At 75.4% G+C, this 13,345-nt stretch carries 13 protein-coding genes; 11 read left to right on the top strand and 2 right to left on the bottom strand.

Features of this window, described 5'->3' with window-relative positions:
- Nucleotides 1-201: 201 nt before the first annotated feature.
- The 3 genes from RM540_RS07090 (at nt 202) to RM540_RS07080 (ending at nt 2,683) form a co-directional block, all read left to right on the top strand.
- Nucleotides 202-732, top strand: a complete 531-nt coding sequence (locus RM540_RS07090; RefSeq protein WP_311662858.1) for a flavodoxin family protein — start codon at nt 202-204, stop codon at nt 730-732.
- Between the two features lie 135 nt (nt 733-867).
- Nucleotides 868-1,374, top strand: a complete 507-nt coding sequence (msrB, locus tag RM540_RS07085) for a peptide-methionine (R)-S-oxide reductase MsrB (RefSeq protein ID WP_311662857.1) — start codon at nt 868-870, stop codon at nt 1,372-1,374.
- A gap of 199 nt (nt 1,375-1,573) precedes the next feature.
- Nucleotides 1,574-2,683 carry a M14 family zinc carboxypeptidase gene (locus RM540_RS07080; RefSeq protein ID WP_311662856.1) on the top strand — a complete coding sequence of 370 codons (1,110 nt, stop codon included), beginning with the start codon at nt 1,574-1,576 and terminating at the stop codon, nt 2,681-2,683.
- 71 nt (nt 2,684-2,754) lie between these two features.
- On the opposite strand, the gene RM540_RS07075 is transcribed toward RM540_RS07080, so the two are convergent.
- On the bottom strand, nt 2,755-3,297 hold the full coding sequence (locus RM540_RS07075; RefSeq protein ID WP_311662855.1) for a spore maturation protein: 543 nt from the start codon (nt 3,295-3,297) through the stop codon (nt 2,755-2,757).
- Nucleotides 3,298-3,340: 43 nt separating this feature from the next.
- A complete protein-coding gene (locus RM540_RS07070; protein ID WP_311662854.1) occupies nt 3,341-4,435 on the bottom strand; it encodes a nucleoside recognition domain-containing protein in 1,095 nt (364 codons plus the stop codon).
- A gap of 291 nt (nt 4,436-4,726) precedes the next feature.
- On the opposite strand from RM540_RS07070, the gene RM540_RS07065 reads away from it, so the two are divergent.
- From RM540_RS07065 to RM540_RS07030, 8 genes are all read left to right on the top strand, one after another.
- Entirely contained in the window at nt 4,727-5,989 is a 1,263-nt protein-coding gene (locus RM540_RS07065) for an inositol-3-phosphate synthase (protein ID WP_409945949.1), read from the top strand.
- Nucleotides 5,986-7,236, top strand: a complete 1,251-nt coding sequence (locus RM540_RS07060; protein ID WP_311662852.1) for a hypothetical protein — start codon at nt 5,986-5,988, stop codon at nt 7,234-7,236. Before RM540_RS07065 ends, RM540_RS07060 begins: the two co-directional genes overlap by 4 nt.
- Nucleotides 7,236-8,288 carry a Gfo/Idh/MocA family protein gene (locus tag RM540_RS07055; protein ID WP_311662851.1) on the top strand — a complete coding sequence of 351 codons (1,053 nt, stop codon included), beginning with the start codon at nt 7,236-7,238 and terminating at the stop codon, nt 8,286-8,288. Before RM540_RS07060 ends, RM540_RS07055 begins: the two co-directional genes overlap by 1 nt.
- Nucleotides 8,289-8,346: 58 nt before the next feature.
- Nucleotides 8,347-9,210, top strand: coding sequence for an MBL fold metallo-hydrolase (locus RM540_RS07050; protein ID WP_311662850.1), 864 nt, complete (start codon nt 8,347-8,349; stop codon nt 9,208-9,210).
- Between the two features lie 120 nt (nt 9,211-9,330).
- Complete coding sequence (locus tag RM540_RS07045; protein WP_311662849.1) at nt 9,331-10,818, top strand: YcaO-like family protein; 1,488 nt, start codon at nt 9,331-9,333, stop codon at nt 10,816-10,818.
- A gap of 337 nt (nt 10,819-11,155) precedes the next feature.
- A complete protein-coding gene (locus tag RM540_RS07040) occupies nt 11,156-11,989 on the top strand; it encodes a sugar phosphate isomerase/epimerase family protein (protein WP_311662848.1) in 834 nt (277 codons plus the stop codon).
- A 165-nt stretch (nt 11,990-12,154) separates the two neighbouring features.
- Complete coding sequence (locus tag RM540_RS07035; protein ID WP_311662847.1) at nt 12,155-12,739, top strand: biotin transporter BioY; 585 nt, start codon at nt 12,155-12,157, stop codon at nt 12,737-12,739.
- A 4-nt stretch (nt 12,740-12,743) separates the two neighbouring features.
- A complete protein-coding gene (locus tag RM540_RS07030; RefSeq protein ID WP_311662846.1) occupies nt 12,744-13,121 on the top strand; it encodes a CHY zinc finger protein in 378 nt (125 codons plus the stop codon).
- Nucleotides 13,122-13,345 lie beyond the last annotated feature (224 nt).

Raw genomic sequence — 13,345 nt, 5'->3', positions numbered from 1 at the left:
GTGGGCGGGGCGGCCTCACACGGAAACGCACATCCGCCGCCCCGCCCACGTTTGCGGCGCGGGCGGGGTGGGGCGTTCTGGGCACGGGTCCGGGTTTTCGCGTGGCCCCGGCGTTGCATGCAACGCCGCCCCGCCCGCGCGGTCACCATGAATCGCGCGCCTGCCTCGTCCCCGCGCCAGTCGGGGCGGGGTGGTCGGATCTTGCAGCCCCGCCTTCCGCTCGCCGCCCCGCCCGCCGTGCTCGACCTCACCGCTGCCCACCCCGACGTGCTCGTGCTCGTGGGCACGCAGACCGGCAACTCCGAGGTCGTCGCCGACGCCGTGGCCGAGCGGCTGGGCGACCTGGGGTTCGCGGCCCACGTCCTCGACATGGCCGAGGCCGTGCCCGAGGACCTGGAGGCGTACCGCCAGCTCGTCGCCGTGCTGTGCACGTGGTCGGACGGGACGTACCCCGACAACGCCGTCGACTTTGCCGAGTCGCTGGAGGCCGTCCGCCCCGCCCTCGACGGCGCCGCGTTCGGAGTGGTCGGGCTGGGCGACCGCGACTACGACCCGTACTACCAGACGGCGGCGCTCCGCCTGCGCGATCTGTTTCTAGAGCTGGGCGGGGCGGAGGCCGCGCCGCTCCACGACATCGACGGCGGCCCGACGCCGGCCGACGTCGCGGGCGCCGAGGCGTGGGCCGAGCGCTGCGCGCGGGCCTTCGCGGCGGGCGGGGCGAAGGCGCCGTAGGGGCGACGGGCGGCCACCCCGCCCCGTGCGCCGCCACGTCCCACTCTGCCGGTGCCGCCGCACGGGCGGGGCGGCGGATCGGGGAAAGACGTGCGGGCGTACCGGCGTCTAGACGCCACATCTTCTCCCCTTCTGATGACTCCGACTGACACCGCATCCCACACGTCTGCCCTCGGCTACGACCTGACCCCGCTCCGCGGCGAGGCCCGCGAGCGCGCCGTCGAGGACGCCGGCCTCACGCACGAGGAGCGCCACATCCTGCTCGACCACGGGACCGAGCGGCCCGGCTGCGGGCTCCTGCTCCACACGAAGGAGGAGGGCCGCTACGCGTGCCACCTGTGCGGGCTCCCGCTCTTCGAGTCCGGCTCGAAGTTCGAGTCCGGCACCGGCTGGCCCAGCTTTTTCCAGCCCGTCGACTCGGAGCACGTCCGCGCGATCGTGGACCGGAGCCTGGGCATGACGCGCACCGAGACACGGTGCGCGCGGTGCGACGGCCACCTCGGCCACGTCTTCCCCGACGGCCCGCCCCCGACCGGCCAGCGCTACTGCATGAACTCGGCGGCCCTCGAGTTTTTCCCGACTGGCGAGGAGCCCGTCCAGCGGACGGCGGCCGACCCGGCGCCGGACGCCTCGGGCCAGTAGGTCGGTAGGTCAGTGGGTCAGGACCGCGACGAGCCGCCCCGCCCTGCCCGCGCGTTGGACCGCCCCGCCCGCACGCCGCGGGCGGGGCGATCGCATGTCGTAGAGAAACGGGGCGAGCGCCCGGCCGTTTCCGCCCCGCCCCGTTGCGACGCACGGGCGGGGCGGGCACCTTTCCGCCTTCCGCCTTCCGCCGTTCTCGATGCGCCTCGCCGACCTCGACCGCCCCGCCCGCTTCCGCACCTCCGACGACGTGTTCGACGAGATGCGGGCGGCGTGCGAGGCGAACCCCGACCTCGCCCAGTTCGAGACGATCGGGCGGAGCGAGGAGGGCCGCCCGATCGCCGGCGTCACGCTGGGATATGGGCCGCGCACGGTCACGCTCGTCGCCGGCGCCCACGCCGACGAGCCGGTCGGGCCGGAGACGCTCCGAACGCTCGTCCTCGAAGGGCTCGCCGCCCGCGACTGGGGCGCGCCCGAGGGCGGGGTGGAGCCGCTGTTCGAGCGGTTCACGTTCCGCGTCGTCCCCCACGTAAACCCCGACGGCGAGGCGCGCCAGGCGTGGATCGGGGCGTGGGACGCCGGCCGCCCCGCCCAGACGCTCGGGCGCTTCCTGCGGGGCCGCCGCCGCGAGCCGCCCGGCCGCGACGTCGAGTTCGGGTACCCCGTGATGCGGCCCGAGAACGCCGCCGCCAGCCGGTTCCTGTTCCCCTACGCGCCGGTCGCCCTCCACGCGAGCCTGCACGGGATGGCCTTTTCCGAGGGCGCGCTGCTCCTGATCGAGAAGGACTGGATCGACCGCCCCGCCCTCGGCGCCCTGAAGGCGGGGTTCGAGCGGGCCGCCGCCGAGGCCGGGCTCCGCCTCCACGACCACGACCGGGGCGCCGAGAAGGGCTTCCGCTACGGCGGCCCCGGCTTCTGGACGACGCCCGAGGGCCGCGCCATGCGCGAGCACTTTTTGGCGGCCGACGACTCCGCGACCGCCTCCAAGTTCTTCCTGTCCTCGATGGAGACCGCCGTCCTCACCGGCCGCGACCGGGCGGGGCGGGGCGGGGCGGCCGAGACGCCGCTGTGCCTCGTCACCGAGCTCCCGCTCTTCGTCCTGGGCGCCGACTACGAGCACGAGCCCGGCCGCCCCGCCCTCCTGGAGCGGTTCCGCGAGCGGACGCCGGCGCTCGTCGAGGCGGCCGCCGAGGGCGACGACCTCGCCCCGCTCCTGGACGGCCTCGGCCTCCGGTGCCTCGACGTGGGGACGGCCGTCGGCCTCCACCTGCGCGTGCTCGACCTGGCGCTGGACGCCGTGGGTCCGTAGGTACGGGGTACTCGGTACGGGGTACGGCACGTGACTCCCGCAGCGCTCCCGTACCTCATACCCCGTACCCGCTACCCGAAGAACAAAAGGCAGAGCCAGACGGCGAAGAGCATGGCCGAGACGTCGGCGATGAGGCCGGCCGGGAGCGCGTGCCGCGTCTTGCTCACGCCGACGGCCCCGAAGTAGACGGCGATCACGTAGAACGTGGTCTCGGTCGACCCGAACATGGTCGAGGCCATCCGCGTGACGAGCGAGTCGGTCCCGTAGCGCTCGGCGAGCTCGGCCACGACGGCGACCGAGCCGGAGCCCGTGAGCGGGCGGACGATCGCCATGGGCAGCACCTCGGCCGGCATCCCGATGAGCGCGAGGACCGGCGAGAGCGCGCCGGCCAGCCACTCCATCGCGCCCGACGCCCGGAACATCCCGATCGCGAACAGGATGGCCACGAGGTACGGGAGGATCCGCACGGCGACGCCGAACCCCTCCTTGCCGCCCTCGACAAACGACTCGTAGACGGGCACGCGCTTGACGAGGCCGTAGACCGGGATCCCGACGATCATCGCCGGGAGCACGAACACGGACAGCACGCTGATGATCTCGCGGAAGGCGTCCATTGCGGGTTACGAGTGACGGGTTATGGGCGGGGCGGCGACGGGCTCAGGCAACCCCGCCCCCAGCCGCGGGCGGGGCGGCGTCTGGCGCCCGCAGGCCGTGCCGCAGCGGGTCCGTCTCGCGGTAGCGGCGGAGCCGGCCGAGCGTCTTGGCCGCAATGATCGCGACGGCGAGCGAGCCCATCGTCGTGAACAGGATGGGGAAGTAGACCGCGTTCGTCTCAATCCCGATGATGGCGATGAGCGTGAGCGGCGGGATGAGCTGGACGCTCGCCGTGTTGAGGGCCAGGAGCATGACCATCGAGTCGGTCGCGGTCTCGGGCTCGGGGTTCAGCTTCTGGAGCTCCTCCATGGCCTTGATCCCGAACGGCGTGGCCGCGTTGCCCAGCCCGAACACGTTGGCCGCCAGGTTGAGCGCGATCATGCCCATGGCGGGGTGGTCGCGGGGGATGTCGGGGAAGAGCGGGCCGAGGACGGGGCGGACCAGCCGCACCACAGCCCGGACGATGCCGGCGTCCTCGGCGATCTTCAGCAGCCCCAGGAACAGGACGAGCACGCCGACGAGCCCGATCGCAATCGTCACCGCCGTCTCGGCAAAGTCGAGCGCCGCCTGCGTGATGTCGCCCAGCTTGACGAACCGGACCGGCGCGAACGTGAGGCCGGTCGAGACGACCTCCATCCCCGGATCGAACGACTGGACCGGCTGAGGAGTCGGCGGGTTCGGGGCGGGCGGGGCGGTGTATGCGTTCTCGCGGCCCAATTTCAACGTCGGCCCGAGCGTGCCCTGGAGCACGTTGTCGCTCGGGTTCGTCGCGTCGCGGATGACGTCGAGCGGGGCGGGGAGGGGCGCGTCGGCGTCGTCGAGGCGGATCTCGAAGCCCGCGTCGGTCCGCCGGAACGTGGCCGGGTACTCGGCCTCGGGCGCGCCCTCGGCCCCGTAGAACTGGCGGAACGCGTCGGCGTCGATCCGCAGGAGCGCCGGCTGCCGCGCGGCGTCGGCGTCGTAGCCGGCCGGGAAGGCGACCGTCACCGGGAGCGCCTGCCCGTTCCGGTACGTGTCGCGCGCCAGGTCGCCCACGTCGGCGGCGAGGGCGAAGACGAGGCTCACGATGATGAGCCCGGCCCAGATGTAGTTGAGCACGTGCGGGAGCGGGTGGGGGCGCCGCAAGCTCGCCGCCCCGCCCGGCGCGCGCAAGGCGCCCGCCCCGCCCCGTGCCGTACGCCCCGCCCCGCACGCGCGGGCGCCGCCCTCGTGAGAGACCGAGCGGGGCGGTCAGGAGTCTCCTCACATCGAGCGCCCGCGGCCCGGCGCCGGAACAGCAGGCGCCGGCCGGGCGCTTGATCCAGCGGGCGCACGACGCGCCCGGTTTCCTCCCCCACCCCGCCCATGTCTGACACTCCCTCCGGCGACGGCGCCGCGCAGCCCGCCGACCTGTCCACCCCGCCCGCCGGCCGTGTCGGCGTGGCCATCGTCGGCTTGGGCGGGGCGGTGGCGACGACGGCCGTGGCCGGCGTCGAGCTCATGCGCCAGGGCGCGGCCGGCACCGACGGGCTCCCGCTGGCGGCGCTCGCGCCCGAGCGGACGGCGGCGCTCGCACCCTACGAGTCGCTCGTGTTCGGCGGCTGGGACCTGTTCGACGGCGACCTCGCGGCGGCCGCGCTCCACCACAAAGTGCTCGACGCGCAGCAGTACGACGCGGCCAGGGACGCGCTCGCGGCCATCGCGCCGTGGCCGGCCTACGGCGACGACCGCTTCTGCCAGGGCGTGACCGGCGAGCACTGCCACGCCGCCGACCTCGGCCTCCGCGACGTCGTCGACGAGCTGCGCCGGACGCTCCGCGACTTCCAGAGCGAGAACGGGCTCGACCGCGCGGTCGTCATCAACCTGGCCTCGACCGAGGCGTCGCCGGACCTCGACGCCGACGTGTTCCAGACGGCCGAGGCCTTCGAGGCCGCCGTCGACGCGGGCGACGACCGGATCCCGCCGGCCATGCTCTACGCCTACGCCGCCGTCTTGGAGGGCGTGCCGTACGGCAACTTTACGCCGTCGGTCGGCGCCGACGTGCCGGCGCTCGTCGAGCTGGCCGAGGCGCGCGGCGTGCCGCTCGCGGGGAAGGACGGGAAGACGGGGCAGACCTTCCTCAAGACGCTCATGGCGCCGGGCCTTCGCGACCGGGCGCTCCGCGTCGAGGGCTGGTTCTCGACCAACATCCTGGGCAACCGCGACGGCGAGGCGCTCCGCGAGGCGGGCTCGCTGGCCTCGAAGATCGGGACCAAGGGGACCGTCCTCGACCAGATCCTGGGCTACCCCGTCGAGGACCACGTGGTCAAGATCAACTACTACCGGCCGCGCGGCGACGCCAAGGAGGCGTGGGACAACGTGGACCTCGTCGGCTTCCTGGGGCAGCGGATGCAGATCAAGGTCAACTTCCTGTGCAAGGACTCGATCCTGGCCGCCCCGCTCGTGCTCGACATCGCCCGGTGCCTCGACCTCGCCTCGCGGGCGGGGCGGGGCGGCGTGGCCGAGCCGATGGGCGTCTTCTTCAAGGGGCCGATGACGGCCGCCGGCCGCACGCCCGAGCACGACTTCGGCCGGCAGCAGACAGCGTTCCTCGCGTGGCTCGACGGGCTCACCGAGGACACCGCGCCGGCCGACGCGCGTACGGAGTCGTCCACCTCCGCCCCCTCCGCGTGACCCGCCACCCCGCCCGCCCCGCCCCGCCCGTCGACCTCCTCCGCCAGATCCGCGACCTCAAGCGGGTCCGCGACGCGCGCTCGCCGCGGTCGCTCGCCGAGCGCCAGTTTGGGCGCGCGTGGGCGCGGCTCGCGGCCGGCGAGCCCGTCGAGGCGGTTGCGCTGAGCGAGACGGCCGCGGCGCTCGCGGCGGTCCGCCTGGCCGCCCTCGACGCGGGCGTGATGATGGCCCACGGGCTCGACGAGTCCGAGGCGCTCGACGTGCTCGGCCGCGCGTTCGACGACCTGGGCGGGGCGGTCGACGCCGGCCTCCGCGGGCGGCTCCGCGCGGCGCTCGGGCCGCTCCCGCACGGTGAGGAGCCGGCCGTCGTGGACCTCCTCGTGCGCCAGCCGCGCGCGGGCGCCACGCACCCGGGCCTCCCGCGGCTCGTGCTGGAGCCGGCCGAGAGCCACGCCGACCACTCGTTCGCGACGGCCGTGTTCGGCGTGGTCCTGGCCCCGGACTACGGGGCGGACCCGGCGCAGGTGTTCCTGACGGGCCTCGCCCACCACCTGTTCAACGCCTCGCTCCCCGACGCCGGACACGCGGGCGATGTCCTCATCGGCGACGACCTGACCGCGCGGATGGCGACGGTCGCGACCGACCGGGCCGTCGCCACGCTGCCCGTCGAGTTGCAGTCGCTCGTCCGCGACGCGCTCGGGCTCACGCGCGAGGCCCGGTTCGCCGAGCCCGAGGCGCAGGGGTTCCACGCGGCCGACGCGCTCGACCGCGTGCTCGAAATGGACTGGCACGCGCGCACGGCCCGGTTCACGCTCGACGACGCGCTGGGCAGCGACACGGCCGCCGGCCAGCTCGACGTCTGCCACGGCGGGTTCTACCAGGACCTCCAGCGCGACGTGCTCCGCGCCGCCGGCCTGTTCGCGTTCGACCGCCCCGCCCACGGCGAGGGCGAGGGCGGGGCGGGGCGGGGGACCGACGCCGACCCGGAGCGGGGCGGTCGGTCCGTCACCCCCCTCCCGGCCTCCCCCCGTCGGGGGGAGGAGAACGACCCTTCTGAGACCGACCACCCCGCCCTGCCCGACGCGCCCGCGCCCGCCACCCCGCCCTCGGGCAGCTACGAGCGGGGCGGGCACGGGGCCGTCGCCGCGGACTCGCCGCTCGCGGGCGGGCCGGGCGCCGAGGACGGCGAGGTGCTGCGCGACGGCACGACGGTCGCCCACCTGGAGCGCCGCGAGCTCGGGTCGTGATGGGCGGCACGATCGGCTGGGGCGTCGTCGGGGCGGGGTGGGTCGCGCGCGACTACGTCGGCCCGGGGATCGCGGCGAGCGCGAACGGGCGCGTGGTCGCGGCGTGTGACCTGGACCCGGCAGCCTTGGGCGCGTTCCTCCCGGACCGCGACCTGGAGCGGACGACGAGCCTCGACGCGCTGTTGGCCCGCGACGACGTCGACGCCGTCTACGTGGCGACACCCAACGACGCCCACCTCGGGCCGGTGCGCGCGGCGGCGGCGGCGGGCAAGGCCGTGCTCTGCGAAAAGCCGGTCGCGCGGACGCTCGCCGAGGCCGAGGCGCTGCTCGGCGCCGCGCAGGCGGCGGGCGTGCCGTACGGGACCGCGTTCGACCAGCGGTTCCACCCCGCCCACGTCGCCCTGCGCGAGTTGATCGCGGGCGGGGCGCTGGGGACCGTCACGGCCGTCCGCATCCGCTACGCCTGCTGGACCGGGCCGGACTGGTCGCCCGACGAGAACCCGCACGACAACTGGCGGGCGGACCCCGAGCGTGCGGGGGGCGGGGCGTTCCTCGACCTCGCCCCGCACGGGCTCGACCTCACGCAGGTCCTCCTGGACGAGCCGATCACCGACGTCGCCGCGCTCCTCCAGCGCCGGGTCCACGACTACGCCGTCGACGACGGCGCCGCCCTCGTCGGGCGGACCGAGGGCGGGGCGCTCCTCAACCTGTCCGTCGCCTACAACTGCCCCGACACGTTTCCGCGCCGCGAGCTCGAGGTCGTCGGCACGCGCGGGCGGGCGCTCGCGCTCAACACGATGGGGCAGACGCCGGGCGGCACGCTCACGCTCACCGACGCCGAGGGCGGGGCGGCGGCCGTGCCCTTCGACGGCACGGCCAGTCCGTTCCGGCTCCAGGTCGAGGCCTTCGCCGACGCCCTCCTCCGCGGCGAGCCGTTCGCGTGGTCGCCGGCGCACGACCTCCACACGATGCGGCTCCTGGACGCGGCCCTGGGCGAGCCGTCGGCGCGCGTGCCCGCCCCGCCCGAGGCCGCCCCGCCCGTTTCTGCCTGACCCCGAATGCGGACACGGCGAGCCGTGTCCCTACGAGACGACATCCGCCCCGCCCGCTGTGCCCCACACCGACGACCCGCTGCCCCGCTGGGCCTGCACGAACTGCGGGTTCTGGCAGCCCTACTTCGCCACCCCGCCCGACTGCCCCGTCTGCACCGACTACCGGCACCCGCTGCCGCGGGCGGGGTGGGACTTCGTGAGCGAGGGCGAGGCGGCCGGGCGGTTCGAGACGACGTGGCGCGAGGTGCTCCCCGACGTGTGGACCTTCGAGACGGCGCCGGCGCTCGGGATCGGCCCGCTGGGCTGGATCCTCCGCACCGAGCACGGCAACGTGTCGTGGGAAGGGGCGGGGTGGACGTCGGACGCGGCGCTCGACCAGGTGGAGGCGCTGGGCGGCGTCCGCTTCCTGTCGGGCTCGCACGCCCACGTGTTCGGGTCGTGGTGGCGCGTCGCCGAGCGGTTCGAGCCCGAGGTCGTGGTGCAGAGCGCGGCGCTCCCGTTCGCGCAGGCGCTCGCGGTCTCGTGGCCGTTCGGGGCCGAGGCCGAGCTCGCGCCCGGGCTCCGGCTCTTGTGGACGGGCGGCCACACGGCGGGCCACAGCGTGCTCCACTGGGAGGCGCGGCGGCTCGTGTTCTGCGGCGACGCGTTCAAGTTCCGGCTGGACGCAGACGGCCGCGCAACGCACGTCTCGACGCACAAGGCGTACGACGCGCACATCCCGCTCTCGCACGACGACGCCCGCGCCTACCGCGCGCTGTTCGCCGGCCTCGACTTCGACGGCGTGGTGACGCCGTGGGAGGCCGTGCCGACCGGCGGCAAGGCAGCCGTTCTGTCGCTGCTCGACGCCCAGCTCGCCGGGCGCCCCTCGGCCGACTGGCACGAGATCCCCGGCGGCCCTCTCCCCGCCCCGCCCCGCCTTTGACGCGGGCGGGGTGGCGGACCGCCCCGCCCTCGCCGCCCCGCCCAGGACACCATGCATGGTGTCCCTACGATGCCCGCCCCGCCCGAGGCGCATTTGCCCATCGCTCGTCGCCCGTCACTCATGGCCCATCCCCCCGACCCACCCGCCGTCGCCCTGTACCGCCGGGCGCTGGGGCTCGACGAGACGTTCGAGTTCCCGCTCACGCCGCTCGACACGACCGGTATTCCGGTGTGGACTGTGGCGACCTGGATCGACGGCGAGTTCCAGAGCGGAATCGGCTACGGCGAGACCGACGACCGCGCCCGAATCGGGGCCTGGGGCGAGCTGGCCGAGGGCGTCTTCGTCCACCGCCTGCGCGCCGACCTCCCCGCCCGCCGCGCCTCGTACCGCGAGTTGGTCGAGGGCGGGGCGGACGCCGTCGACCCGCTCCGCCTCCGGCTCCCGGTCGGGACCGACTACACCGAGGACACGGAGCGCCTGTGGGTCGAGGCCCAGCGCGTCGGGCGGGGCGGGGCGGCCTACGTGCTGCTGGACGAGGCCGTCGCCCACGGCTACAACCTGCCGGACGGCTACCGCCCGCTCTACACGCCGATCACGAACGGTCTCGGCGCCGGCGACACGCGCGAGCGGGCCGTCGCGCACGGACTCCTGGAGCTCGTCCAGCGCGACGCCTCGTCGGTCGGCTACCGGGCCTTCGACCGCGGGCTCGTGATCGACCTGGACGGCGTGACGGACCCGGTCTCGCGCGAGTGGATCGACCGCCTGCAAACGGGCGGCGTCACGCTCATGGCAAAGCTGGCCGACACCCCGCTCGGCATCCCGGTCGTCTACGTCGAGGGCCGCGAGCGGGACCTGGACGCGATGCCGCACCCGCTGGTCCTCACGGGCGCCGGCGAGGGCGCCCACCCCGACCGCGAGCGGGCGCTGAAAAAGGCGCTCCTGGAGTACGGCGCGAGCCGGGTCCGCAAGCGGTACGCGCACGGGCCGCTCGCGGACCTGGAGGGCGCGGTGCCCGATGCCTACCTCGCGCGCGTTCGCGAGGCGGGCGTGGCGCCCGAGGAGGACCGCGCGACGGACGCCGTCGCCGAGTGGGCCGGGCTGGACGGCCGCGAGCAGCTCCGCCGGCTGGAGGGGACGTGGTTCCGCGAGGCCGAGCGGCTCCCGTTCGACGCGCTCCCCACGCACGACGTGGCCGACGACCCGGCTGCGCTCGTCGCCTTCGTAACCGAGCGGCTCGCCGACGCCGGGCTCGACGCGTTCGCCGTCGACCTCGCCCCGCCCGACGCGCCGGTGTCGGTGGTCAAGACGATCGTGCCGGGCCTGGAGGTCGAGACGGTGACGTACGGGCGCGTCGGGCCGCGCAACCTCCGCCGGCTCCTCGACCGCATCCGCGCCGGCGACACCATCGTCCACCCCGACCTCGTGGGGATTGGGCGGCCGCCGGCCGAGGCGCAGGCCGTGCCGCTCGCGCCGGACGGCGAGGCGGCGCTGGGCGGCCCGGCGTGGGTCTCGCTCGACCTCGTCGAGGAGGCGCTCGGCCCGCTCTACGCCATGTACCGCGAGCCGGCCGAGCACGTCGTCGGCCTCCGCGCCGAGCGGGGCGGGTGACGCGCGGGCGGGGTGGGGCGGTTGTGCTCCGAGGCCGCCCCGCCCATGCCCCCCCGTCCGTTCGCCCATCGCGCCGGCTCCGCCGCCGCTCAACGGGCGACCGGACTGTCCCCCTTGTTCAAGGGGGACAGCCAATCCTGCACGGAGCGAAGTGATGGCGGGATTGGCGGGGGGTGCACCGCCCGCCGCCCTGCCCTCTCCGGTCGCGCCGATGTCCGTCCCCCACCCCGGCCCTCACCCGGTGGGGGAGGGAGACTGTCGGTAAGCGATGACAGACCGCCCCGCCCTCAGCGACCGGCCCTTCCGCATTCCGCGTTCATCATTCCGCATTCGACCCATGCTTCGCTACGCCTACAACACGAACGGGTGCGCCCACCACCGGCTCGAAGACGCGCTCGACCTGATCGCCGAGGCCGGATACGCCGGGGTCGCGCTCACGCTCGACTGGCACCACCTCGACGTGACGGCCGATGACTACGAGGTGCAGGCGTGGAACCTCGGCGTGCTGCTCCGCGAGCGCGGGCTCGGGCTCGTGGTCGAGACCGGCGCCCGGTTCCTCCTGGACCCCCGCCGCAAGCACGAGCCGACGCTCATGAGCCCCGAGGCCGACGGGCGCGAGCGGCGGCTCGACATGCTCACGCGGGCGCTCGACGTGTGCGCGGCGTGCGACGGCGAGACGGTCTCGTTCTGGTCCGGCCCGCTCCGCGACGGCGTCGCCCGCGCGGACGCCTGGGCGTGGCTCGAAGAGGGCGTGGCCGCGCTCGTCGAGCGGGCGGGGCGGCGCGGCGTGACGGCCTCGTTCGAGCCCGAGCCCGGCCACCTGACGGAGCACCTGGCCGACTACGACCGGCTGGCGGCGGCGGCGCCCGGCCTGCGCCTCGCCCTCGACACGGGCCACCTCCTCGTCACCGGCGAGCAGGACCCGGCCGCGGCGGTCCGCGAGCGGGGCGGTCAGTTGGGGACGGTCGCCGTCGAGGACATGGACCGGGGCGTCCACCTGCACAAGCCGTTCGGGACCGGCGACGTGGACGTCCCCCCGATCCTGGCGGCGCTCGCGGACGTCGGGTTCACCGGGCTCGTGACGGTCGAGCTGAGCCGCGAGAGCCCGCGCGCGCACGAGGCGATCCCCGAGTCGATCGCGTTCCTGAAGGCCGCCGAGGGCGCGCGCTAGCCGCCCCGCCCGCCGCAGACCGCCCCGCCCCCACGAGGGCGGGGTGGAGTCGCGGGCCGCCGCCCCGCCCGCCGGCCGCGAGGGCGGGGTGGAGACGGTGCGCGTGGAACCGCCGGCCGCCCCGCCCCCGTTATCTTCCGGCTCCCCTCCCGCCCCGCCCCTCCTATGGCCGCCGTCGCCCTCCGCTCGCCCCGCCCCGCCGCCGCCGACGCCCTCCGCCGCGCCGACGCCTCGGTCACGACCCAGGTGCTGGGCGTGGTCGGGTTCGCACTCCTCGCCGCGCTCGGCGCCCAGGTCAAGATCTACCTGTGGGAGGTCCCGATCACGCTCCAGACGGTCGCCGTGTACGGGGCCGGGCTGTTCCTCGGCGGGCGGAACGGGCTCTTCGCGATGGGGCTCTACCTCGCCGCGGGCCTGCTCTTCCCCGTGTTCGCGGGCGAGGGCCACGGGGTCTCCTACTTTGCCGGCTCGGCGTCGGCCGGGTACCTCCTGGCCTACCCGCTCGTGGCGCTCCTCGTCGGGACGCTCTCGCGGCGGTGGAACTCGTTCGTCGGCTCGGCGCTGTCGATGCTCGCCGGCTCGGCGCTCCTGTTCACGGTCGGCGTGACGTGGCTGCATTTCGCGGCCGGGCACGAGACGTGGACCGAGTCGATCGTCAAGGGCTGGCTCCTGTTCGCCGTGTGGGACCTCGCCAAGGTGTGGCTCGTCGCCGGCGGCTACGCTGGCGTCCGCCGCCTGACGGCGGAGTAGGCGAGTGGGCCGGCGGACGACCGCCCCGCCCGCGCTCGACGCGCGGTTCGCCGTCCCCCTCCGCGGCGTGTCGGTGGACGCGCAGACGCGGTGCGCCCACTACGACGGGCCGACCGACGTCGTCGCCCTCCGGGCCGGGTGCTGCGGCGTCTACCACCCGTGCCACGCCTGCCACGACGAGACGGCGGACCACGCATCCCGCCCGTGGCCGCGCGCCCGGTTCAGCGAGCCCTCCGTCTTGTGCGGCGCGTGCGGCACGACGATGACGGCGCCGGCCTACCTCGCCTCGGGCCACGAGTGCCCCGCTTGCGGCGCACCGTTCAACCCGGGCTGCGCCGCCCACCGCGACCTCTACATCGAGCCCGCCCCGCCCGGAGGCTAGACCGGGCGGGGTGGTGGATCGGGGACGCGACGGACCACGTCCTTACGGCGGCCGACCGCCGGGCGGGGTGGCTCGACTCCGTACGCCCCGCCTGCCCCGGATACAACACGTCGTGTCCCTACGGGTGCCCGCCGTGCGCGGGCGGGGTGGGACCGCCGGACGCCGCCCCGCCCCCTGCTCACCCAGCACCTGCCACCCACTCCACCTCGCCCTTTGGGTCCGCC

Origin of the sequence: Rubrivirga litoralis (assembly GCF_031846415.1) — a bacterium.
GTDB classification, from domain to species: domain Bacteria; phylum Bacteroidota; class Rhodothermia; order Rhodothermales; family Rubricoccaceae; genus Rubrivirga; species Rubrivirga litoralis.
This window is presented reverse-complemented; position numbering and strand designations above follow the sequence as displayed.

Bases quoted from the DNA above. Each gene is read 5' to 3' on its own strand.
- RM540_RS07035 (WP_311662847.1), top strand. From the start codon at position 12,155: ATGGCCGCCGTCGCCCTCCGCTCGCCCCGCCCCGCCGCCGCCGACGCC.
- RM540_RS07055 (WP_311662851.1), top strand. From the start codon at position 7,236: ATGGGCGGCACGATCGGCTGGGGCGTCGTCGGGGCGGGGTGGGTCGCG.
- RM540_RS07040 (WP_311662848.1), top strand. From the start codon at position 11,156: ATGCTTCGCTACGCCTACAACACGAACGGGTGCGCCCACCACCGGCTC.
- RM540_RS07080 (WP_311662856.1), top strand. From the start codon at position 1,574: ATGCGCCTCGCCGACCTCGACCGCCCCGCCCGCTTCCGCACCTCCGAC.
- RM540_RS07045 (WP_311662849.1), top strand. From the start codon at position 9,331: ATGGCCCATCCCCCCGACCCACCCGCCGTCGCCCTGTACCGCCGGGCG.
- msrB (WP_311662857.1), top strand. From the start codon at position 868: ATGACTCCGACTGACACCGCATCCCACACGTCTGCCCTCGGCTACGAC.
- RM540_RS07075 (WP_311662855.1), bottom strand. From the start codon at position 3,297: ATGGACGCCTTCCGCGAGATCATCAGCGTGCTGTCCGTGTTCGTGCTC.